The 23,772-nt window shown below is 70.3% G+C and carries 16 protein-coding genes; 12 read left to right on the forward strand and 4 right to left on the reverse strand.

Going from position 1 to position 23,772, the window contains the following annotated elements; translation table 11 throughout:
* Positions 1-13: 13 nt before the first annotated feature.
* Both ABG085_RS16685 and ABG085_RS16690 read right to left on the reverse strand, forming a co-directional pair.
* Complete coding sequence (locus tag ABG085_RS16685) at positions 14-1,561, reverse strand: extracellular solute-binding protein (protein ID WP_347976866.1); 1,548 nt, start codon at positions 1,559-1,561, stop codon at positions 14-16.
* 56 nt (positions 1,562-1,617) lie between these two features.
* On the reverse strand, positions 1,618-2,256 hold the full coding sequence (locus tag ABG085_RS16690; protein WP_347976867.1) for a DUF624 domain-containing protein: 639 nt from the start codon (positions 2,254-2,256) through the stop codon (positions 1,618-1,620).
* A gap of 447 nt (positions 2,257-2,703) precedes the next feature.
* Between ABG085_RS16690 and ABG085_RS16695 the strand changes: the two genes are divergently transcribed.
* The 12 genes from ABG085_RS16695 to ABG085_RS16750 all read left to right on the forward strand — a co-directional run bounded on the left by ABG085_RS16695 (position 2,704) and on the right by ABG085_RS16750 (position 18,920).
* Positions 2,704-4,005 (forward strand): extracellular solute-binding protein, encoded by a 1,302-nt coding sequence (locus ABG085_RS16695; protein WP_347976868.1) that lies wholly within the window; start codon positions 2,704-2,706, stop codon positions 4,003-4,005.
* A 74-nt stretch (positions 4,006-4,079) separates the two neighbouring features.
* Positions 4,080-5,075, forward strand: coding sequence for a sugar ABC transporter permease (locus ABG085_RS16700; protein WP_347976869.1), 996 nt, complete (start codon positions 4,080-4,082; stop codon positions 5,073-5,075).
* Positions 5,072-6,016: a carbohydrate ABC transporter permease gene (locus ABG085_RS16705; RefSeq protein ID WP_347976870.1), complete on the forward strand. Its 945-nt coding sequence runs from the start codon at positions 5,072-5,074 to the stop codon at positions 6,014-6,016. Before ABG085_RS16700 ends, ABG085_RS16705 begins: the two co-directional genes overlap by 4 nt.
* A gap of 56 nt (positions 6,017-6,072) precedes the next feature.
* Positions 6,073-6,732, forward strand: a complete 660-nt coding sequence (locus tag ABG085_RS16710) for a DUF624 domain-containing protein (RefSeq protein ID WP_347976871.1) — start codon at positions 6,073-6,075, stop codon at positions 6,730-6,732.
* Positions 6,733-6,782: 50 nt separating this feature from the next.
* Positions 6,783-8,909, forward strand: a complete 2,127-nt coding sequence (locus tag ABG085_RS16715; protein WP_347976872.1) for a beta-galactosidase — start codon at positions 6,783-6,785, stop codon at positions 8,907-8,909.
* Between the two features lie 34 nt (positions 8,910-8,943).
* The gene (locus ABG085_RS16720) at positions 8,944-10,227 is read left to right on the forward strand and encodes an extracellular solute-binding protein (protein WP_347976873.1); all 1,284 of its coding nucleotides are present in this window, start codon (positions 8,944-8,946) and stop codon (positions 10,225-10,227) included.
* A gap of 100 nt (positions 10,228-10,327) precedes the next feature.
* Positions 10,328-11,848, forward strand: coding sequence for an alpha-N-arabinofuranosidase (locus ABG085_RS16725; RefSeq protein ID WP_347976874.1), 1,521 nt, complete (start codon positions 10,328-10,330; stop codon positions 11,846-11,848).
* Positions 11,845-14,160 (forward strand): beta-galactosidase, encoded by a 2,316-nt coding sequence (locus ABG085_RS16730; protein WP_347976875.1) that lies wholly within the window; start codon positions 11,845-11,847, stop codon positions 14,158-14,160. The genes ABG085_RS16725 and ABG085_RS16730 overlap by 4 nt, the downstream gene beginning before the upstream one ends.
* 97 nt (positions 14,161-14,257) lie before the next feature.
* Complete coding sequence (locus tag ABG085_RS16735) at positions 14,258-15,460, forward strand: Gfo/Idh/MocA family oxidoreductase (RefSeq protein ID WP_347976876.1); 1,203 nt, start codon at positions 14,258-14,260, stop codon at positions 15,458-15,460.
* Between the two features lie 29 nt (positions 15,461-15,489).
* Positions 15,490-16,707, forward strand: a complete 1,218-nt coding sequence (locus tag ABG085_RS16740; protein ID WP_347976877.1) for a dihydrodipicolinate synthase family protein — start codon at positions 15,490-15,492, stop codon at positions 16,705-16,707.
* A gap of 109 nt (positions 16,708-16,816) precedes the next feature.
* Complete coding sequence (locus tag ABG085_RS16745; RefSeq protein WP_347976878.1) at positions 16,817-17,698, forward strand: sugar phosphate isomerase/epimerase family protein; 882 nt, start codon at positions 16,817-16,819, stop codon at positions 17,696-17,698.
* A 10-nt stretch (positions 17,699-17,708) separates the two neighbouring features.
* Positions 17,709-18,920, forward strand: coding sequence for a dienelactone hydrolase family protein (locus ABG085_RS16750; RefSeq protein WP_347976879.1), 1,212 nt, complete (start codon positions 17,709-17,711; stop codon positions 18,918-18,920).
* Here ABG085_RS16750 and ABG085_RS16755 read toward each other — a convergent pair.
* Both ABG085_RS16755 and ABG085_RS16760 read right to left on the reverse strand, forming a co-directional pair.
* Positions 18,838-21,924: a glycoside hydrolase family 38 C-terminal domain-containing protein gene (locus tag ABG085_RS16755; RefSeq protein WP_347976880.1), complete on the reverse strand. Its 3,087-nt coding sequence runs from the start codon at positions 21,922-21,924 to the stop codon at positions 18,838-18,840. The genes ABG085_RS16750 and ABG085_RS16755 overlap by 83 nt on opposite strands.
* Positions 21,921-23,771, reverse strand: coding sequence for a glycoside hydrolase family 3 N-terminal domain-containing protein (locus ABG085_RS16760; protein ID WP_347976881.1), 1,851 nt, complete (start codon positions 23,769-23,771; stop codon positions 21,921-21,923). The genes ABG085_RS16755 and ABG085_RS16760 overlap by 4 nt, the downstream gene beginning before the upstream one ends.
* Position 23,772: the final 1 nt, after the last annotated feature.

Consider the following 23,772-nt stretch of genomic DNA (forward strand, 5'->3'; position numbering starts at 1 on the left):
CCCGGCCCGGCGATCAGGAGTCGGCGTCGGCCAGCTCGTTGATCTCGGCGATGATGTCGTCGCCGCCGCTGGAGCGCCACAGCGCGATGGCGTCCTCGAGCCCGTCGAGGTCGATCTGACCGGCGATGTACTGGATGCGCGCATCGGCGACGATGGTGTCCAGCTGCGCGCCCTTCGACACGTACGTCGGCGACACGTACGGCGCTGCCGGGTCGAACTGGGCCGATTCGAGGTCGGACGCCTCGATCTGCTTGCGCTTGTCGTACATCTCCTGCTCGTAGTCCGACGGCTGCTTGGGCAGATACCCCTGGAAGCCGTTGACGTTCATGCCGAGCTGGGCGTAGGCGCCGACGGTGTCCTTCAGCGCCTGCGGTGCGTCGTCCACCGCCACGGCCAGATCGCCGTCGAGGGTGTAGGTGAGGTCTTCGATGCCGTTGTTGAGGATGGGTCCCGCCTCTGCCGAGTTGAGCTCGTTCAGCACCTCGAGCACGCCGCGCAGCTCCGCCTCGGTGCGCACCTGCGCCTTGGGGACCGCGAGGAAGCCGCTGTAGCCGGAGGTGGGCAGCGCGTACAGCTCGCCGTCGGGGCCGGTCAGGTTGCCCGTGACGTCGACGAAGTTCTCGAAGTTCTCGGGATCCGACTGCTTGACGAGGCTGATCAGCTGTCCGACGCGTGAGTGGACGTCGATGATGATGCCCCCCTTGCCGGTGAGGAACGGCTCGTTCCATTTCGCCGAGTCGAACGTGGCGTAGTCGGGGTTCACGACACCCTCCTCGACGAGCTGCCGCTCGAACTGCACGGCTTCGAGCCACTCGTCGGTCGTGAAGTTCGGCACGAGCTCGTCGTCGCGCTCGGTCCAGCGGGTACCGGCGCCGTACCAGGTCTCGATCGCGTCCCACGGGCTGTTCGTGCCGATGGTGCCGGGCCACTTCGGGATGATGAGACCGTAGGTGTCGTCCGCGCCGTTGCCGTCGGGATCGTCCTCGGTGAAGGCCTTCGCGATCTCGTAGAGGTCCTCGGTCGTCTCGGGCAGCTCGAGTCCCACGTTCTCGAGCCAGTCCTTGCGGATGATGACGGCCTCGCGCATGACGTCGCGGGCGCGGAAGACGCCGTAGACCTTGCCGTTGACGCTCGACGCCCGCTGCACCTCGGGGAAGGTGGTCTCGAGGTTCTCGTAGTCGTCCAGATACTCGGTGAGATCCCAGAACGCGCCGGCCTCGGCGTTGCGCACGAAACCGGGGTCCTTGCCCTGGATCACCATGACCTGGGGAAGATCGTCACCGGCGAGCGTGATGTTGACCTTGTCGCCGTAGGAGGCGTTCGGCACCCACGTCATGTCCAGATCGACGCCGATGACATCTTCGAGGGCCGTCTCGATCTCGTTGTCCTCCTCGGGGGCGTTGGTGCTGAGGAACGGCGCCATGATCGACAGGCTCTCGAGCTTCGCGGCATCCGCGCCGGTCGCCTCATCGTCGCCCGTGCTGCTTCCGGAGCACCCCGTGAGGGCGAGGGCGGCGACGACGGCGAGGCCGACGCCGACGAGTGGCTTGCTGTGGTTCATTCGGAACTCCTTCGTTCGGGGTGGGGCATTTCTCTGGGGGAGGGGGACGGAGAGGATCAGGAAGAGGGGGATGCCGCGGCGGCGCGGTCGGCGACGGCGCGATCGTTGGCGGTGAAGAACGAGATGCACAGGACCGTGCTCAGGGTCAGCCACCCGCCCACGGTCAGGAAGGGGACGACGCCGGGAAGGATGCTGCCGACGCCCGCGATCGCGACGGCGCCCAGCAGCACCAGCACCACGTGGAGGATGTTGCGCACGGCCCAGCGGCTCGCGGTGAAGAGGTAGGCGCCGAGCGGAAGTTCGTAGTGGACGTAGAGCGGGACGGCGACGGCGGTGATCAGGAAGGCGGCGGCCAGGGCGACGACGGTCGTGACACCGAGCACCGAGCCGAGGGCCCCGGCGGCGAACTGCCCGGCGACGCCGACCGCCAGCATCCCGGTCACGAGGAATCCGGCACCGAGCGCGACGTTCGACTTCCGCAGGTCGCGACGCCATGCGGCGGCGAAGGTCCGCGCCACCGGGAACACCTCGCCGCGCAGGCGGCGCCGTGTGAGGTGCGCGGCGGCGGTGCTCGCCGGCACGATGCCGAACACGATTCCTCCGGCGAAGGCGAACACCCACCACAGGGCGTTGACGTACGCCATCCACCACACCCAGTCGAAGACGGCGTGGGCACGCACGGCCCACGTCGGCATGGCAGACGCAGACTCCGTCATCACATCTCCATCGTTGTGGGCGAGGGCGCCGACCTGGAATACGTTTTCCGGGGCCGAGCCACGAGTACCGTAAACCTCCGCCGCGAGCGGAGTCAACTCGATGCGCCTCAGAGAGTGAAACGTCTCATGCAAATCTCAGAAACGTTTCGGGGCGGACACCCCCGTCCGCTCCGATGGCGCAGCCGGATGCCTGGTCAGCGACTGGGACCGTGCACGGCCCCCGCGAGCACGGGCCGAGTTCGCCGTTACTGAATCGTTCTAATTTCTCGAGACGATCGCTTGCGAAACGTTTTTAGACGGGGTACCGTAGCGGGCAAGCGCTTTCCAGCACCGCACGTTCTGCACCCGGATGCGCCGACACCGCACACACAGACGACGAACGTCTCCCGCGGACAGCGAACGCAGACGTTCACAAGGAGGACAAGGATGTTCAGCAAGAAGCGGGCACTCGCCGTAGCCGCGATCGCGGCCGGCGCCGCCCTGGTGCTGGCCGGCTGCGCCGGCGGCAGCGAAGAGACTCCCGACGCAGCCCCCACGTTCGACCCGAACGAGGAGGTCACCCTCGACCTCGCGTTCTGGGGCAACGACGTGCGCGCCGACCTCTACAACCAGGCGATCGACGCGTTCAACGAGGAATACCCCAACATCACGGTCAACGCCACGTTCCTGACCTTCCCCGAGTTCTGGGAGAAGCGGCAGACCGAGGCTGCCGGCGGGAACCTCCCCGACGTGATGCAGTTCGACTACTCGTACCTGCGTCAGTACTCCGAGAACAACCTGCTGCTCGACCTCGACCCCTACCTCGGGAACATCATCGAGACCGACCCGCTGCCGGAGAACATCCTCGACATCGGCGTCGTCAACGACACGACGTACGGCATCACCACCTCCACCAACGCGTGGGGCCTCTTCACGAACCCGGTCCTCCTCGAGCAGGCCGGCGTCGAAGAGTTCGAAGGCGGAAGCTGGGAGGACTACGCCGAGTGGATGGGCGAGGTCACCGACGGCGGCGGCGGCGAGTTCTGGGGTGGCGGCGACTTCACCGGCCGCATCCAGAACTTCGAGCTGCAGCTGCGCTCCGAGGGTGAGAACCTCTTCAACGAGGACGGCACGCCGGGCTTCGACGAGGAGCGCCTCACGGAGTTCTGGGAGTCCGGTCAGGACGTCCGCGACGGCATCGGCATCCCGCAGCAGCGTGTCGAGGAGGTCCTTCCGAAGGGCGCCTTCGACAGCGCGCTGACGGCCAGCGAGCTGACGTGGGACAACTTCGGCGCCGGCTACCTCGCCGGCCTCGGCGAGGGCTACACCGAGCTCGGCCTGATCGCTCCCCCGGTGACGGAGGAAGGCGCGAAGGACCTCTACCTGAAGCCCTCGATGCTCCACACCATCTCGGCCGGCACCGAGCACCCGGAGGCGGCGGCGACGCTCGTCAACTTCCTCGTGAACTCCCCCGAGTCTGGCGAGATCTTCGGCACCAACCGCGGCCTGCCGGCCTCGGAGACCGCCCTCGAGGCCGCCCAGCTCGACCCGCTGAGCGAGCAGGTCAAGGAGTACGAGGCCTCGATCGCCGACCGCCTGGGCGACGCCCCGCCGGTGCCGATCGTCGGCTACGGCACCCTGGAGGAGAAGTTCCGCCAGCTGGGCACCGAGCTCAACTTCGGCACGGTCACGGTGGATGACGCGGTCTCGCAGTTCTTCGCCGAGATGGACGTCGTCCTCAACCAGTGACACCCTTCCGGGTCCGGGCGTACGATGCGCCCGGGCCCGGAACACCACTCCATGAATCTGTATCGGAGAGTCTCGTGAGCACCACAGCGACCAGAGTCATCGTGACCGGTGAGAAGTCATCGCGCCGGTCCCTGTTCCGGAAATCCCGGCCGGAGCAGGTGAACCGCGGCGGTCAGCGGCAGCGTGCCGTGAAGGAGACCCTCGTCGGGTACGGGTTCCTGATCCCGTGGCTGGTGGGATTCTTCGGGCTCACGCTGATCCCGATGGCGTACTCGCTGTACCTGTCGTTCACGAGCTACAACATCTTCTCGCCGCCGAAGTGGATCGGCCTGGACAACTACGTCCGGATGTTCACCACGGATCCGGCCTTCATGCAGTCCGCGCAGATCACGCTGATCTACGTGCTCGTCGGCACCCCGATCATGCTCGGCGCCGCGCTCGGTGTGGCGATGCTGCTGAACTACCGCAGCCACGGCGGCGGATTCTTCCGCTCGGCGTTCTACGCTCCCTCGCTGATCGGCGGATCGGTGAGCGTGGCGATCGTGTGGCGGGCGATGTTCGCGTCCGACGGGCCGGTCGACGACGGCCTCTCCGCGATCGGCATCGATCTGGGCGGCTGGGTCGGAAACCCCGCCCTGGTGCTGCCGATGATGATCCTGCTCGCGGTGTGGATGTTCGGCGCCACGATGGTCATCTTCCTCGCCGGCCTCAAGCAGATCCCGAGGGAACTGTACGAAGCCGCCGAGATGGACGGCGCCGGTGCCTGGCACCGGTTCCGCGCCGTCACCCTGCCGATGCTCAGCCCGGTGATCTTCTTCAACCTGCTGCTCGGCCTGATCGGCGCGTTCCAGGTCTTCACCGCCGCGTACATCATCTCCAACGGCACCGGCGGCCCGGCCGGGATGACGAACTTCATCACCCTGTACCTGTACAAGCGCGGTTTCAGCGACGGCCAGATGGGCTACGCCGCAGCCATCGCCTGGGTGCTGCTGATCGTCGTCGCGATCATCGCCTTCATCCTCTTCCGCACCCAGCGCAGCTGGGTCCACTACGCCGGAGACAACCGATGAGCACCACATCCTCGTTCGGCGAGAACGCCCTCGTCCTCACCGAGAACCAGGTCGACCCCGACCCGAAGACCTCGACCACCCCGCAGGCTCCGCGCCGCAGGGTCAAGCGCAAGACGTGGCAGACCGTGATCTGGTTCGTCGTGCTCATCACGATCACCGCGGTCGTGCTCTACCCGCTGGTCTGGCTGCTGTTCTCCACGTTCAAGCCCAACAGCGAGTTCGGCTCCAACATGGGCCTGCTCCCCAACGCGCCCACCCTCGACAACTACACGAAGGTGTTCGAGGGCATCGCCGGTGTCCCGATGTGGCGGTTCTTCCTGAACTCGTTCATCATCGCCGCGGGCTCCGTCATCGGCGTGCTGCTGTCGTCATCGCTGGCCGCCTACGCGTTCGCCCGCATCCAGTTCAAGGGCCTCAGCATCCTGTTCGCCGCCATGATCGGCACGCTGCTGCTGCCGTTCCACGTCGTGATCATCCCGCAGTACATCATCTTCAACAATCTCGACATGGTCGACACGTTCTGGCCGCTGCTGCTGCCGAAGTTCCTCGCCACCGAGGCGTTCTTCGTCTTCCTGCTCGTGCAGTTCATCCGCCAGATGCCCCGCGACATGGACGAGGCCGCCCGCATCGACGGTGCCGGCCACGTGCGCATCTTCTGGTCGATCATCCTGCCGCTGATCAAGCCCGCCCTGATCACCTGCTCGATCTTCGCGTTCATCTGGGCCTGGAACGACTTCCTCGGACCGCTGCTGTACCTCACCAGCCCCGAGAACTACCCGCTCCCGGTCGCGCTGCGCCTCTACAACGACCAGACCTCGGTCAGCGACTACGGCGCCACCGTCACCGCCTCCTTCATCGCCCTCATCCCGATCCTGCTCTTCTTCCTCGTGTTCCAGCGCTTCCTCGTCGACGGCGTCGCCACGCAGGGCCTCAAGGGCTGAGCCGGGCCTCGCACGACCCCCAAGCACCACGCACCACGCACCACGCACGAGAAGGGATGCCGCAGCTCATGGACCGCAAGACACTCCGCGCCGCACGCCGGGCCGACGCATCCGGCAGCGGGCCCACGCTCGAAGAGCGCGACCCGGTCCGCTACCCGGGTGCGAAAGGGGCGTTCGCGCTGTTCGGCGAGGTGCTGCTCACCGGCCTGCTCGTCACGGTCGCTGGTCTGCTCGTCGTGACCCTGCCCGCGGCACTGGCCGCCGGCATCCGTCATCTGCGTCGCTATGCCGGCGCGGAGCAGTCGCACGTCCGCACGTTCTGGCAGGACTGGCGCAGGGCGCTGCCCGGCGGGGTCGTGGTGGGGATCGTCGCCGTGGCGCTCGCCGTGCTGCTGCTGCTCGACATCGACCTCGCGAACTCCGGCGCACTCCCCGGCGGCCCCCTCATCGCCGTGATCGGCTGGGCCGGACTGCTGATCGCGGCGGTCGCGGTGCTGCTGGCAGCGGGAGCCTGGACCCCCGAACGCGGCTGGCGACCGGCGGTCCGCGGCATCCCGTCGTCGATCGCGCGCGACCCGATCGGCGCCGCGTATCTCGCGGCCGCGGCGGTGCTGGTCGTCGTCATGACCTGGATGCTCGCCCCGCTCGTCGTCGCGGGACTGGGCTGCGCGGCCTTCGCCGTGATGGCGGTCCCCGCCCGGCGCGGCCGCCGCTGATCCACGCCCACCTCTCCCCCTCTCCCCCAAGCCAGAAGAAGGAGCTCGACGTGCTGTACGGCGCCGACTACAACCCCGACCAGTGGCCGGAGGAGGTGTGGGACGAGGACGTCCGCCTCATGCAGGAGGCCGGCGTCAACATCGTGAGCCTCGGCATCTTCGCCTGGTCTCGCATCCAGCCGTCCGAGGACGTGTGGGACTTCGCCTGGCTCGACACCGTCATCGGCAAGCTGCACGCGGGCGGCATCTCCGTCAACCTCGCGACCGCGACGGCCTCTCCCCCGCCGTGGGTGAGTGCGACGTACCCCGAGACACTCCCCGCCGACGAGTCGGGCGCCTCCTACTGGCCCGGCAGCCGCCAGCACTTCGCGCCGTCGTCGCCGACCTACCGGCGCCTGGCCGGCGAGCTGGTGCGCCGGCTCGCCGAGCGCTACGTGCACCACCCCGCCGTGGTGATGTGGCACGTCGGCAACGAGTTCGGCTGCCACCTCTGGATGGACTTCTCGGATGCCGCGCGCGACGCGTACCGCGGATGGCTCGTGAAGCGGTACGCCACGATCGACGCGCTGAACGACGCGTGGGGCACGAGCTTCTGGTCGCAGCGCTACGGCGGCTTCGACGAGATCTTCCCGCCGCGCCTCGCCCCGTACAGCCACAACCCGTCGTCGATGCTCGACTGGCGCCGCTTCACGAGCGACATGCTGCTCGAGTGCTACCTGATGGAGCGCGAGATCCTCCTGGCGGCCGGCGCGACGCAGCCGATCACGACGAACTTCATGGGTCCGTTCAAGCCCGCCGACTACCGCAAGTGGGCGCCGCACATGGACGTCATCGCCGACGACTGCTACCCCGATCCGGCGAACCCGCATCGGGTGCGCGACGCCGCGTTCCAGCGGGATCTGATCCGCTCGCTCAAGCCCGGCGTGCCGTGGCAGCTCTGGGAGCAGGCGACGGATGCCGTCAACTGGCGTCCCGCGAACGCCGGCAAGCAGCCGGGGGCGCTGATGGCCGAGACCGCGCAGTCCGTGGCGCGGGGCGCCGACGGCATCATGTTCTTCCAGTGGCGGCAGTCCCGCGCGGGGAGCGAGAAGTTCCACTCGGCGATGCTTCCGCATGCGGGCACCGAGACCCGGACGTGGAACGCGGTCACCGACCTCGGCGCGCGCCTGGGTGCTCTCCCCGAGCTTCCGGCACCGGGCCGCGACGCGCAGGTCGCCCTGGTGTTCGACTGGGAGAACTGGTGGGCGGTCGAGGAGCGCGACCACCCGACGCAGATCGACTACCTCGCGCTGATCCTGGAGTGGTACGGCGCGTTCCACGCACGCAACATCCAGGTCGACATCGTAGGTCCCGAAGAGGTCGACCGCGCCTACGACCTGGTCGTCGCACCGGCCCTCTACCTGCTGCGCGATGAGGGCGCCGCGGCGCTGACCCGGTTCGTCGAGGACGGCGGCACGCTGCTCACCGGACCCTTCACCGACATCGTCGACGCCCACGACCAGTTCCGCGACGGCGGGTTCCTGACCCAGCTCGGCCCCGTGCTGGGTCTGCGCTTCGAGGACTTCGGCGCGCTCGCCGGCGCTGCGGCGAGCGCGAGCGGCGTGGGCGCCCTCCAGGCCGAGACCGCTGCCGTATCGGGCCCTGCCCGTGCCGTCGCCGGTGCTGAGGCGACGTTCCGGCTCGGGGGCACGGCGCAGTCCGGCCGACTCGTCGCGGAGTCCGTGCACGCGACCGACGCCTCGGTCGTGGCCGCGTTCGACTCGGGGCTGCAGGCCGGCGCGCCGGCACTGACGCGCCACCGGTTCGGCGCCGGTGAGGCCTGGTACGTCGCGACCCAGCCCGTCGGCAGCACGCCTTCGGCCGCCGCGCGGGGTTCGGACGCGCTCGACGCCGTCGTCGCTGCCGTGGTCGAGGCATCCGGTGTCCGGCCCGTCGTCGAGGGCCTGCCCGCCGGCGTCGAGGCCGCTCGCCGCGGCGACCTCGTCACGCTCATCAACCACGGTGACGCCCACGTCGAGATCGCGATCGCGTGCACGGATGCCGAGACCGGCCGCGCCGTCGAGCGCGTGGCGCTCGACGCACAGGGCGTCGCGTTCCTGATCGCACCCGCCGTCCCATCCCGCCTCGCCACACCCGCCGTCGAACCTTCGGCGCGCGAGTCCGTGCCGAGCTTCTGACCTCCCCCACTGCCCTTCGAGACTGGAGACATCCATGCCCGCACCCCGTCTGCTCGCCGCAGCCGCCCTGACCGCGAGCGCCGCGCTCGTCCTCGCCGGCTGCGCCGGCGGCGCGTCGTCCGACGACACCGCCGCGTTCGACCCCGACAAGGAGGTCACGCTCGACTTCGCGTTCTGGGGCAACGACGACCGCGCGACCCGTTACGACGACCTGATCGCGGCGTTCAACGAGGAGTACCCGAACATCACGATCAACACCTCGTTCACCGACTTCCCGAGCTTCTGGGAGAAGCGGCAGACCGAAGCTGCGGGCGGCGGGCTCCCCGACGTCTTCCAGTTCTCCGACAGCTACCTGCGCCAGTACGGCGAGTCGGGCAACCTGCTCGACCTCGCCGAGGTGTCGGACTACATCGACACGACCACGTTCGAGGAGTCGCTCCTCGGCACCGGCGCGCTCGACGGCGTGCAGTACTCGCTCCCCACCGGCTACAGCCTGTGGGCGAACTTCGTCAACGACGACCTCGTCGCCCAGGCGGGTGTCGAGGCGCCCGAAGCCGGCACGAGCTTCGCCGACTTCGACGAGTGGATGGCCTCGGTCACCGACGCCACCGGCGGCACCGTGTACGGCGGCACCGACTACACCCAGCGCATCCAGGTGTTCGAACTGGTGCTCCGCGCCGACGGCGGCAACCTCTACACCGATGAGGGCGAGCTCGGCTTCACCGAGGACGACCTCCGCGAGTTCTGGGAGTCCGGCGCCGAGATCCGCGACGGCGTCACCGTGCCGCAGCAGAAGCTCGAGGAGCTCTCGCCCAAGTCGGGGTTCGGCGCCGCGATCACCGCGAGCGAGATGAGCTGGAGCAACTTCCTGGGCGGCTACCTCGCCGACTCGGGCTCATCGTCGATCTCGATCGTCGCTCCTCCCACCGCGAAGGAGGGCGCGAAGGACCTCTACCGCCAGGCCGGCCTCCAGGTCGCGATCGCGAAGAACACCGAGCACCCCGAGGCCGCCGCCCTGTTCCTCGACTTCGTCGTGAACAGCCCCGAGGCCGGCGAGATCTTCGGCACCACCCTCGGGTTCCCGGCCTCGTCGTCGAAGCTCGAGGGCGCGACGCTGGAAGGCCCCGACAAGCAGGTGGCCGACTACATCGAGTCGGCGGCCGACCGCATCGGCGACGCCCCGCCGGTCCCGGTCGTCGGCTACGGCTCGCTCGAGCAGACCTTCTGGGACCTCGGCAAGTCGATCGGCCTGGGCGCCCTCTCGGTCGACGACGCCGTGACCCAGTTCTTCGCCGAGGCCGACGCCATCCTCGGCTGAGCCTGAGCCCAGCGCTGATCGCTCCGCAAGCGACGACGGATGCCGCGGCACGGCCTCGTGCCGCGGCATCCGTGTCTCCCACCATCCCGAGAGGATCCCTGTGACCGACGCCTCCGCCCGCCTCGACCCGCACTACGAGATCGCCGGCATCGACCGCCGCCTGTTCGGCGGGTTCGTCGAGCATCTCGGCCGTCACATCTACGACGGCATCTTCGAGCCCGGGCATCCGTCGGCCGACGACGAGGGCTTCCGCACCGACGTGATCGACCTCGTGAAGGAGCTCGGCGTCTCGACCATCCGCTACCCCGGCGGCAACTTCGTCTCGGGCTACCGCTGGGAGGACGGCATCGGGCCGAAGGCCGAGCGCCCGCGCCGGCTGGACCTCGCGTGGCACTCGACCGAGACGAACGAGGTCGGGCTCCACGAGTTCCAGGCGTGGCTCGACCGGGTCGGGAGCGACCTGATGCTCGCCGTGAACCTCGGCACGCGGGGAACGCAGGAGGCGCTCGACCTGCTCGAGTACGCCAACGCCGACGCGCAGACCGCGTGGACCGACCGGCGTGCGGCGAACGGACGCGAGACGCCGTTCGGCGTGAAGATGTGGTGCCTGGGGAACGAGATGGACGGACCGTGGCAGCTCGGTCACCGCAACGCCGATGACTACGGCAAGCTGGCGTCGCAGACGGCGAAGGGCATGCGGATGCTCGACCCCGCCGTCGAGCTCGTCGTGTGCGGCTCGTCGGCGCGGGCGATGCCCACCTTCGGCTCGTGGGAGCGCACCGTGCTCGAGCACACCTTCGACGACGTCGACTTCATCTCGTGCCACTCCTATTACCAGGAGCACGACGGCGACGCGCAGGAGTTCCTCGCGTCGGGCGTCGACATGGCCAAGTTCATCGAGGCGGTGGTCGCGATCGCCGACACGGTCGCCGCCACGAAGAAGAGCGAGAAGCGCATCATGATCTCGTTCGACGAGTGGAACATCTGGTACCTGCACGACGACGAGGGCGGCCAGAACGACAAGCCCGAGGAGAAGGGCTGGCCGGTCGCACCGCGCCTGCTGGAGGACCGGTACAGCGCGCTCGACGCCGTCGTCTTCGGCGACCTCATGATCACGCTGCTGCAGCACGCCGACCGCGTGCGCTCGGCGTCGCTGGCCCAGCTCGTCAACGTGATCGCGCCGATCATGACGGAGCCGGGCGGACCCGCGTGGCGTCAGACGACGTTCTTCCCCTTCTCGATCACGTCGCGCCTCGCACAGGGGCGCGCGCTGCGCGTGCCGGTCGCCTCGAGCACGTTCGCGAGCGAGAAGCTCGGCGAGGTGGCCACCCTGAACGCCGTCGCGACCATCGACGACGACGGCGTGTCGCTCTTCGTGGTGAACCGTTCGACGACGGATGCCGCGGACCTACGTGTCGACCTCGCTCCGCTGGTGCGGGACCTCGGGCGTGACGTCGCCGTCGTCGAGTCGCACCTGCTGCACGAGGACGACGTGTACGCGGCCAACACCCTCGACGATCCGGAGCGTGTCGGCGTGCGCGGCGCCGAGGCATCCGTCGACGGCGAATCGCTCTCGGTGTACCTGCCCGCCGTGTCGTGGGCGGCGGTGCGGCTCGCATGACCAGCGCTCCCGGTGCACCGGCGATGTCCGGACACATCGCGCTCCCCGCACCGCTGCGGCTCGACGCGACCGGCGTCGCTCGCGCCGAGCGGCGCCCGCGCATGGCGAACACCGAGGACCCCCGACCCGGGCTTGCGCTGACCAGCCGCGCGCTCATGCGGGACGGGCGCCCGTGGCTGCCGGTGTCGGGCGAACTGCACTACACGCGGGTTCCGCGCGAGCGATGGACGTCGCGGCTGCGGCTCATGCGGTCCGGCGGCATCTCCGTCGTGTCGACGTACGTGCCGTGGCTCCATCACGAACCGGTCCGGGGCGAGGTGCGCTTCGACGGACGGTTCGATCTCGCGGCGTTCGTCGATGCCGTGCGCGCCGAAGGGCTCGAGATCGTGCTGCGCATCGGCCCGTGGGTGCACGGCGAGATGCGCAACGGCGGATTCCCCGACTGGGTGCAGCAGGCGCCGGTGCAGCACCGCACCGACGACCCGGCGTACCTCGATCTCGTGCGGGAGTGGTTCGGGCGCATCGCCCGCGCCCTCGACGGGCGCTGCCGCCCCGACACGGTGCTCGCGATCCAGCTCGAGAACGAGCTGTACGACCAGCCGGGCCATCTCGTCACCCTCAAGCGGCTCGCCCGTGAGGCAGGCCTGTCGGCCCCGCTGTGGACGGCGACCGCGTGGGGCGGCGCCGATCTTCCCGATCCCGAGGTGCTGCCGCTGTGGGGCGGCTACGGCGACGGATTCTGGGTCGACCCCGGCGAGCCGTGGGATCCGACTTTCCGGGCGCACTACTTCTTCTCCGACACGTGGGACGACCCCGGCATCGGCGCCGACGTCCGCGGCGCCGAGGCGACCGGCGGCGCCGCCGAGCTGTCGCCGTGGTTCCCGGCAGCCACGTGCGAGCTCGGCGGCGGCATGGCGACGGCGTACCACCGCCGGCCGCGTCCCGACGCCCTCGACATCGCCGCCGTCGCGCACGCCAAGCTGGGCAGCGGATCCGCGTGGCAGGGCTTCTACATGTACGCCGGCGGCACGAACCCCGGGCCGGGACTCGAGGAGACCCAGGCCACGGGGTACCCCAACGACATGACGCGGCTGAGCTACGACTTCCACGCGCCGATCGGCGAGGCCGGCCGCACCGCCCCGAGCCACGCCGCACTGCGGCTGCAGCATGCGTTCATCGAGGCGTTCGGGGAACGCCTCGCTCCGATGCCGGCGCACCTTCCCGCGGAGCGCCCGTCCGGCGTCGAGGATGCCGAGACGCTGCGGTGGGCCGTCCGTGCCGAGGACGGCGCGGGCTTCGTGTTCATCGGTTGGCATCAGCCGCACGTGCCGCTGTCGACCTGCCGCGCCGCGCAGTTCCGGATCGAGACGCCGGACGGTGTCGTCACGCTGCCGAGCACGCCCGCCGACATCCCACCGGGCACGCTCGCCCGGTGGCCGCTCGGTCTCGAGGTGGGCAGCGTCAGGGTCGAGTGGGCGACGGCGTCGGCGGTCACCGTGCTGCCCGGGACCCCGGCATCCGGATCCGTTCCGACCCTCGTCCTGATGGAAGACGCCGGAATCCCGGTCGAGATCGCGCATGACGGCCTCGCCCACCGTGTGACACCCGGGCCGTCGCCGCTGCGCATCGAGGAACCCCATGGTGCCGCGCTGGATGTGCTGGTCCTCCCCGCCGCGGATGCCGCGCGGGTCTGGGTGGTCGACGCGGCAGCCGGCGGACGGCGGCTGTTCGTCGGGTCGGACGAGCTGATCTGGGACGCCGCCGGCAGCGTGTCGGTGCGGGCCGGCGGGCCGGCACCCGACCTGCGGGAGTACACCGGAGGCGCCTGGCGCGAACTCGCGTGGGAGCAGGACGGCGGCGCCGCCGTCGTGGAGAGCGTTGCGGTCGAGGCGGTCCGAGAGCCCTCGATGCCGTCCGGCCGCTACGGGTCACGCGATGGCCGGCCGTCGGCGCCGGATGACGCGGTGCTCGAGGCGCACGCGGCGGTGTACCGCCTGGACATCCCCGAGTGGGTCGACGAAGACGCGGTGCTGCGGATCCGCTGGGCCGGCGACATCGCGCAGCTGCGCGTCGACGGGGTGACGGCCACCGACCGGTTCTGGGACGGCTCCGAGCTCGTGGCGAACCTGCGCGACATCGGCGCCTCCCGCTCGACGCGCGTGGAGCTGCACGTGCTGCCGCTCCGCCGCGACAGCAGCGTGCACCTGCCCGCCGACGCCGCCACCCGCCTCGTGGCATCGGGCGACGGCCTGTGCGCAGTGGACGCCGCAGAGATCGACCAGCGGGCCCGCTGGAGCGAGGCGCTTGCATGACGCCCGATCGCGTGTCACACTATTGGAAAGCGTTTACCCACCCCGCAATCCGTGGTGGCGGGTACCCCACAGCCTTCAGAGCAGAAAGCAGGACCCCATGACCGACACGACACTCGCTCCGGCCTCGGCCGAGGCATCCGCTCGTCCGCAGGTGCGCGAGATCGGCATCATCATGAACGGCGTCTCGGGCCGCATGGGCTACCGCCAGCACCTGGTGCGCTCGATCCTCGCGATCCGCGACCAGGGCGGGATCGAGCTGCCCGACGGCACCAAGGTGACCGTCAAGCCGCTGCTCGTCGGCCGCAGCGAGGCCAAGCTCGCCGACCTCGCCGCCAAGCACGGCATCGAGGACTACACGACCGACCTCGACGCCGCCCTCGCCGACCCGCGCTGGGAGATCTACGCCGACTTCCTCGTCACGAAGGCGCGTGCGTCTGCGCTGCGCAAGGCGATCGCCGCCGGCAAGACCATCTACACCGAGAAGCCCACGGCCGAGACCGTCGACGAGGCGCTCGAGCTCGCGAAGCTCGCGCAGGAGGCGGGCGTCAAGACCGGCGTCGTGCACGACAAGCTCTACCTGCCGGGCCTGCAGAAGCTCAAGCGCCTCATCGACTCCGGCTTCTTCGGCCGCATCCTCTCGGTGCGCGGCGAGTTCGGCTACTGGGTGTTCGAGGGCGACTGGCAGCCCGCGCAGCGCCCCAGCTGGAACTACCGGGCCGAGGACGGCGGCGGCATCATCGTGGACATGTTCCCGCACTGGAACTACGTGCTCGAGAACCTGTTCGGCGAGGTCAAGTCCGTCTACGCCCAGGCCGCCGTGCACATCGCCGACCGCTGGGACGAGAAGGGCGAGCACTACACCGCCACCGCCGAGGACGCCGCCTATGGCATCTTCGAGCTCGAGGGCGACATCGTGGCGCAGATCAACTCGTCGTGGACCGTGCGCGTGAACCGCGACGAGCTCGTCGAGTTCCACGTCGACGGCACGCACGGCTCGGCCGTGGTGGGCCTGTTCGGTGCGAAGATCCAGCACCGCAACGCCACCCCGAAGCCGGTGTGGAATCCCGACCTCGCCGACGACCACGACTACGACGCCGACTGGGCCGAGGTTCCGACGAACGACGTGTTCCAGAACGGCTTCCGCCAGCAGTGGGAGGAGTTCCTCGTCTCGTACGTCGAGGGCACCGACTACGAGTTCGACCTCCTCTCGGGCGCGCGCGGCGTGCTGCTCGCCGAGGCCGGCCTGCAGTCGAGCCGCGAGGGCCGCAAGGTCGAGCTGCCGACCCTGTCGCTCGACTGACCGACCTGCTGACAGAACGGAACTGGCGGATGCCGAAACTCACCCTGCTCTCCGACGCCGGGGCGCTCTCCGCGGTCGAGCTGAACGAGTCGCCGGGCTACACCAAGCCCACCAGCCCTCTGCGCAGCCGGGTCGCCTACGCCGCCGCACACGTCGTGCCGCAGACCTGGGCCGACAACACCCCCGGCCGGCCCGCCGAGGTCGATTGGGATGCCACGCTCGACTTCCGTCGCGCGGTGTACTCCTGGGGTCTCGGCGTCGCCGACGCCATGGACACGGCGCAGCGCAACATGGGCCTGGATGCGGCCGCGACGCGCGAGCTCATCGCCCGATCGGCGCAGGTCGCCCGCGAGGAGGGCGGCTCGGTCGTCGTCGGCGTCAACACCGACCACGTCGACGCCGAGCGCATCTCGGTCGACGAGGTCATCGACGCCTACAAGCAGCAGCTCCACTTCACCGAGGAGCAGGGCGCAGGCCCCGTGCTGATGGCCTCGCGTCACCTCGCCCGGGCCGCCGAGTCCGCCGACGACTACCGCCGGGTGTACCGCGAGGTGCTCGGCTCGGCGACGACCCCCGTCGTGCTGCACTGGCTCGGCACCGCGTTCGACCCGGTGCTCGAGGGGTACTTCGGCTCGCCCGACTGGCGCGAGGCCTCGGCGGTGCTGCTCGAGGTCATCCAGGAGAACGTCGACAAGGTCGCGGGCGTCAAGATGAGCCTGCTGGATGCCGCATCCGAGGTGTCGGTGCGCGAGCGCCTTCCCGAGGGCGTGCGCATGTTCACCGGCGACGACTTCAACTACGTCGGACTGATCGGCGGGGCCGACGTCCCCGATGCCCGGCAGCCGGAGCGCGACGCGGACAGCACCCGCCAGCACTCCGACGCGCTGCTCGGCGCGTTCGCCGCGATCACGCCGGTCGCCTCGGCGGCCATCCAGGCGCTCGACGCCGGCGACCCGGCACGGTACCTCGAGATCCTCGAGCCGACCGAGGAGCTGAGCCGCCAGGTCTTCGCCGCGCCGACGTTCTACTACAAGACCGGTGTCGCGTTCCTCTCCTGGCTCAACGGCCACCAGCCGGCGTTCCAGATGGTGGGCGGGCTGCACTCGGCACGGAGTCTCCCCCACCTGTCGCGCATCGTCGAGCTGGCGAACTCCTCGCTCGCGCTCGAGCGGCCGGAGCTCGCGATGATCCGCTGGCACGGCATGCTGCGCCACAACGGCATCGACGTCCCCGGAGTGATCGCATGACCGCCGCCGAGGCATCCGTGTCCCGAAATCTCCCCCTCGTGTCCCGATTTCGGTCGGTGCGCGGCGCCATGAGCGAGCGAAATCGGGACATGGCAGAAGGGAACGCACGATGACTGCTGTCGACCCGCGCCTGTCGATCAACCAGGCCACGATCAAACACGCCGATCTCGCCACCGCACTGCGCGTGACGGCCGAGGCGGGCGTCGAGGCGATCGGCCTCTGGCGCGAGCCCGTGCAGGAGGTCGGCCTCGCGACCGCCGCGAAGATGCTCGCCGACTCGGGCCTGCGCTTCACGACGCACTGCCGATCCGGCTTCTTCACGATGCCCGAGGGCCCGGCGCGCCGCGCGTCGATCGACGACAACCGCGTCGCGATCGAAGAGGCGGCGACCCTCGCCGCTGCGGGCGCCGAGGGGTCGACCGCGATCCTCGTGCTCGTCGCGGGCGGCCTCCCCGAGGGGTCTCGCGACCTGGTCGGCGCCCGTGAGCGGGTGCGCGACGCGATCGGCGAGCTGGCTCCGGATGCCGCGGCCGCCGGTGTGACGCTCGCCATCGAGCCGCTGCATCCGATGTACGCCTCCGACCGCTGCGTCGTCTCCACCCTCGGGCAGGCGCTCGACATCGCCGCAGACTTCGACCCGGCCGTCGTCGGGGCCACCGTCGACACCTTCCACATCTGGTGGGACCCCGACGTCCTCGCCTCGATCGAGCGCGCGGGCCGCGAGGGCCGCATCGCGACGTACCAGGTGTGCGACTGGAAGACCCCGCTCGCCGCGGACGTGCTGCTCAGCCGGCACTACCCGGGCGACGGCGTCATCGACTTCGGCTCGCTGACCGCCGCCGTCGAGGCGACGGGCTACGACCGCGACATCGAGGTCGAGATCTTCAACGAGGAGATCTGGGCCACCGCCCCGCTCGTCGCGGTGCAGCGCGCGGCCGCCGGGTTCGCGGCATCCGTCTCGCCCCACCTCCGCACCCGCGTCGCGAGCTGAGCACTCGGCCATGAGCACGGGAGCGCTCGCGGGATACGCCGACTGGCCGGCGTACCTCGCGGGCGCTTCGGCGTTCGTGCCGGTCGGTCTCGACGGATGCCGCAACGCCGGCGGCGAGGGCGGCACAGCTCCGCCAGGGCTCGACGCCTCACCAGGGAACGGCGTCGCGACCGGAGCCCACGCCCGCCGCGCCCTGGGCGAGGTGCTGGGCGTGCGCGCGGCGAGCGCCGCCGACCTGAAGGTCGACCGCGAGTGGGTCGCCGACGGCGTGCGCGGCCGTGAGCTGAGCTGGTGGCTCGGCTTCGGCCCACGGACGCGCGCCTACCTGCTCGAACCCGCCGAGCACGACGGCGATCTCCCCGGCGTGCTCGCGCTCCACGCGCACGGCGGCGTGCGGTCCACCGGAGCCGAGCAGCTCGTCGACACGGGGCGGGCACCCAGCCCCTCCGCGGCCCGCCTGCGCGCCCGCTGCTACGCGGGACGCACTCCCGCCAACGACCTCGCCCGGGACGGCTTCGCGGTGCTGGTGCCCGATGCGTTCTCGTGGGCCAGTCGTGCGTTCGACCTGTCGTCGCCGCCGGAGGTGCTCGCGCGCCTGGGTGCGGCACTCGACGCCCTGCACCGCGAACGCCGCGAGACGCTGTCGGCCGACGAGCGCTTCGACGAGCTCTCGTCGCTGCACGAGTACGGCATCGCGAAGGCCGCGGGTGCACTCGGCACGACCTTCGCCGGCGCCGTCGCCACCGACGATCTGGCGGCACTGGACGTGCTGGCGGGCTGGCCTGGCGTCGATGCCGGACGCCTCGGCGCGATGGGCTTCTCGGGCGGCGGCGGCCGGGCGCTGTTCGCAGGGGCGCTCGACGGCCGGGTCGCGGCATCCGTCGTCGCGGGCATGATGGCGACCTCTGCCTCGCTCATCCCGGACTACCTCGACACCCACTCGTGGCTGCTGCACAGCCCGGGTCTCGCGGCGCGCTTCGACCTGCCCGACATCGCGGCCCTCGGCCGCCGGGTGCTCGTGCAGTACGGCGAGCGCGACGAGCTCTTCCCCCGGCAGGGGATGACGGATGCCGACACCCGGCTCCGCACCCTGCTCGGTGCCCGCTACACCGGCGCGTTGCACGACGCCGGGCACGAGTTCACCGCCGCGATGCAGGACGAGGCGCGGGCGTTCCTGGCGCAGGCGCTCCTCCCACCCGCGCGCGGCGATACCGCAGCGTGACGATCTCGAAGGGGCGGAGTTCGAGCGCGACGGACGAAGGCTCGGACGCTCCGAGCGGGGGTTCGAGCGGGCGCTCGAGCAGGTCGGTGCGCTGCACGCCCGCGACGCGGAACGAAGCGCGGACCGTCGTCCGCCGTCGACCCCCGGACGCTTCGTAGAGACGCACGACGACGTCTCCGCTGCGATCATCGGCGAGCTTCACCGCCTCGATGAGCACATGCGGGTCGGTGCAGGTGACGAGCGCCTCCGCAGGGCGGGACGACCGCACCGGACGCACCGGATGAGCGAGGCGCAGGCCCTCCTCGCGCGCATCGGCGATATCGGCCGCCGGGCGCAGCGAGAACCGCACCCGATGCCGTCCACGGTCGGCTTCCGGATCCGGAAAGCGGGGTCCCCTGATGATCGACATCCCGATCGTCGTCGTCGTGCCGCCGTCCGTTCTCGTCCGCCGATGCACCGAGTGCCCGTGCGTGGAGTCATTGGCGATCGCGACGCCGTAGCCCGGCTCGCCGACGTGGATCCAACGCTGTCCGGACACCTCGAACCGCGCGGCATCCCACGAGGTGTTCGTGTGAGTGGGCCGCGCAAGGTGACCGAACTGGGTTTCGCTCCGCGCCTCCTCGGCATGGACATCCAGCGGGAACATCAGCTTCAGCAGGCGCCCGCGGTGCTGCCAGTCCACGTCGAGGGCGATGTCGACCGCCGCCCGTCCGGGTGCCAGTGTCAGCTCCTGCGTGAGGGAGGAGGATCCGAATCGCCTGACGCATCTCACCTCGACCGCGCCGTCCTCCGTGACGACGTCCAGCTGCTCGAGCTCGGCGAGATCGACGGCGCGACGGAGGTCGCCGCGCTCGATGTCCCAGGCGTCCCACTTGCCGGGCGCGTCCCGGTGCAGCCGCAACAGGGCGGCCGCCTCGCCGGCGGGGATCGCCTCGCGCCCGTCCGGCCCCTGCAGCGACACCAGCAGTCCCCGCCTGTCGACCACCGCCCGGACGATGCCGTTCGTGAGCACCCACCCGTCGGCGGTCTCCTCGAACCGTGCCGCCTCGGCCACGCGGGGTGATGCGGCGACCGTGTGCGGCGGCACACCGGCCAGCCAGACGGCACTGGCGTTCGCGTGCAGCAGCGGCGTGTCCTCACCCGGGACGCCGAGAGCGTCCAGGCTCGCCGCCACCATGCCCTCGAGCTCTCGTCCCATGGCCGCGTGGTCGGCCTCGGCCTCACGGTGCACCCAAGAGATCGAACTGCCCGGCAGGATGTCGTGGAACTGCAGCATCAGCACCCGCTTCCACAGGCGGTCGAGCGCGTCGTAGGGATAGCCGGCCCCCGCCTGAACGGCGGCGGTGGTCGCCCACAGCTCCGCCTCATGGAGCAGCTCCTCGCAGCGGCGGTTGCCCTGCTTCGTGCGCAACTGACTCGTCAGTGTGCCGCGGTGGAGTTCGAGGTACATCTCGCCGCGCCAGACCGGGAGTTCGTCCACCTCCTGAATGGCAGCGGTGTAGAAGTCGCCAGGGCTTCCGAGGCGCACGCGGGGAGAGCCCTCCAGGTCCGCCTGCCGGCGGGCAGCCGCGAGCATCTCGCGTGTGGGCCCGCCGCCACCGTCGCCCCAGCCGAACGGCGCGAGCGAGACCGTGCCCGCGTCGTGGTCGCGATAAGTGCGCTCGGCGTGTGCCAGTTCCGCCGCGGACAGCTCGGCGTTGTAGGTCTCGATCGGCGGGAAGTGCGCGAAGATCCGAGTGCCGTCGATGCCCTCCCAGGCGAGGGTGTGGTGCGGCATGGCGTTGGTCTGGTTCCACGAGATCTTCTGCGTCATGAACCAGTCGACGCCGGCGAGCTTCATGATCTGCGGGAGCGCTGCCGAGTAGCCGAACGTGTCGGGCAGCCATACCTCACGCGTCTCGAGACCGAACTCCTCGAGGAAGAAGCGCTTGCCGTGCACGAGCTGCCGCACCGTGGCTTCGCTTCCGGGCATGTTCGTGTCGGGCTCGACCCACTGGCTGCCGACCGGCACGAACTGGCCCGACGCCACCTTCTCGCGAATGCGTGCGAACAGCTCCGGGTACGACTCCTTGACCCACGCGAGCTGCTGCGCCGAAGAGCACGCGAAGCGGAAGTCCGGATGCTCGTCCATCAGTGCGAGCGCGTTCGAGAACGTTCTGGCGCATTTGCGGACGGTCTCGCGCACCGGCCACAGCCACGCGGTGTCGATGTGCGCGTGACCGGTCGCCAGTACCGTGTGGGCGCTGGCCGCGGCCGGAGCCGCCAGCGCCGGCGCGAGGGCGCGTCGGGCGAGGAGCACGGTGCCGCTCACGTCGTCCGGATCGATCGCGTCCATCATCCGGTCGAGCGCGCTCCACAGCTGGAGGGCGCGCGGACCGTCCGCCGGCAGCTGCTCCGCGAGCCCGCGGACGACCTCGATGTCCTGCAGAAGCTCCCACACGCCGACGTCGACGAGCGCGATCTCCAGCCGGCGGAGCCGGTACAGCGGCTCGACGCCGGCCGTCGCCCTGTCGCCGAGGCGCGTCGATCGCCAGTGCGATTCCGGCGGGATGCCGGGATTCCCCGCGAGCTCGAGGAAGTAGTCGATCTCTGCACCCACGACCGGCAGATGCGAGTTCCGGGGCGACACCGCCTTCACGACGGTGCCGTCTGGCCGGAAGGCGAGACCCTCCGCCTGGAACCCCGGCATGAGCCCGTCGAAGCCCAGATCGACGACGACCTCGGGGCGATGCCGGGCGTCCCGTGGCCACTCGCCCGGCAGGGTGCCGCGCACGCGCAGCCACAGGGTGCTCCATGGTCGTCCCCACGGCTCCCCCACCGCGATCGGCGCGTACCGCTGACGCGCCGCGTCGGCGAACGGGACGGGCTCTCCCGGCGCCTCCCACGCGAGGAGCTCGAGCGGCGCGGTCCGCGTGTGGACGGCCGCCGTCAACGACTCGCCGACCAGCCTGTCGAGCCGCTCGGCCACGCGGTCCGGCTCCGTCCGCCACCCCCCACGCCTCATCGCGTGACCGCAGCCGGAACGACGCGGTGGCCGAACGCGAAGAGCGGATCCACGGTGTCATGCGGCACGTCTTCGCGCGATCGACGCACGGCCTCCATCGAGCGCGGAATCTCGAACGGCAGGCTGCCCCGAGGGCGGATGACGCCGCTGAGCGCCGCGACGAACGCCTCGTCGCCGGTGCCGAAGCTCGCCGTGAGAACGCGTGCGATCCGGGCCATGGGTTCGAGGATCGCCGGGCGCTCCAGCGACACGTCGATCACCAGGGGCACCTCGGCGGCGATGGCGGCGAGTCGCGCGACCAGTCCCGGGCGGAACTCCAGCGAGCCTTGATGGAACAGCGATTCGAAGAGCAGATCGTCGCGCGGCTCATACGGTGCGGCGAGTCGCACCACAGCGATGTCGGCGTCCCCCGGATGATCGACGACCGTTCCGAGCGCCGCCGCCGCCGCGTGCGACAACCCCTCGACATACACACGCGCGTCCGCCGAGAGGGGCAGCATCGACCCCTCGTCCTGAAGGACGGCGAGCGATTCGCCCTGCGCCCGGAATCCGAGGGCGCGGAAGTCGGCGTTGCCGACGATCCGCTCGGCCTCTTCTTCGTCCACGAAGGGATCGTCGAACAGCCCGAGGCGGAACTTGAGCTCGAGGATCCGACGGGCGGACTCATCGATGCGCGCCTCCGGCACGCGACCGTCGCGGACGAGCTCGCACAGGATCTCGACGCATTCCTCGCCGCCGAACTGGTCGCATCCGGCATCCAGGATCGCCAGCATCCGCTCGGCCGGGCCGAGATGCTCGACGCCCCACGCCTTCGCGGGCAGCGCCTGCCCGTGGGCGACGTTGTCGTTGACCAGCTCCCAGTCCGTCACCACGAGACCGTCGAACCCGAGCTGCTCGCGCAGCAGACCGGTGACGATGCGACGGTTGAAGCCGAAGCCGACCGCCGGCACCGGCCGGCCCTCGAGCTCGAGACCGACCGGCATGCCGTAGTACGGCATCATCCCAGCGGTGCCGCACGCCACGGCCGCGCGGAAGGGTGCGAGGTGCAGGTCGAAGGCACCGCCGGGGTAGACCTGCTCCCTTCCGTACGGGAAGTGCGCGTCCTCGCCGTTCTGCTGGGGGCCTGCTCCGGGGAAGTGCTTGGTCACGCATGCCACCGATGACTCATCGATCTCGGTCCCCTGGAACCCCTCGATGTAGGCGCTGAGCGCCCGGGTGGTCCGTTCCGGATCGGCCCCGAACGTGTGCAGCTGTCGCCCCCAACGCGGCTCGGTGGCGAGATCGACCTGCGGATGAAGCGCCATCCGGATGCCGACGGCGAGGTACTCCCGGCGTGCGACGTCGGCGAACGCCCGGATGTCGTCGTCGTCGAGTCCGGCGAGACCGAGCGGCTCCGGCCACTGGGAGAAGGCGCCGGCGGTGAAGGACGTGCCGGCATTCTCGACGAACGCGTGACGCGGGTCGGTGCTGATCGTGACCGGGATGCCGTGGGGCGTCTGCTCCGCAAGCCGCTGGAGGGCGTTCGCCCACCGTGCGGCATCCCGGCCCGCTCCCAGGGCGTGGACGTTGAAATGGTTGAGATGCTTCTCGAGCACGACGGTGCGCGTCGAGGACTTGCTCAATGCGCCCGGGGCATCCAGGAGCGTCCCGTTCGGTCCGCTCTCGATGACCGTGTGGAACATCAGGCCCACCTTCTCCTCGATGGAGAGACGGCCGAGGAGGTCGGCCGTCCGTGCGGCCGGATCGAGCCGAGGGTCTTCGTACGGATCCAGCACGCCGTTGCCGTTGAGGTCTCGCCAGGGGGTCGCTGCGGGGATCGGGGTGGTCGTGGGGACGGGCGCGGGCACG

The organism is Microbacterium sp. ProA8, from assembly GCF_039905635.1.
In the GTDB taxonomy this organism is placed as follows: domain Bacteria; phylum Actinomycetota; class Actinomycetes; order Actinomycetales; family Microbacteriaceae; genus Microbacterium; species Microbacterium chionoecetis.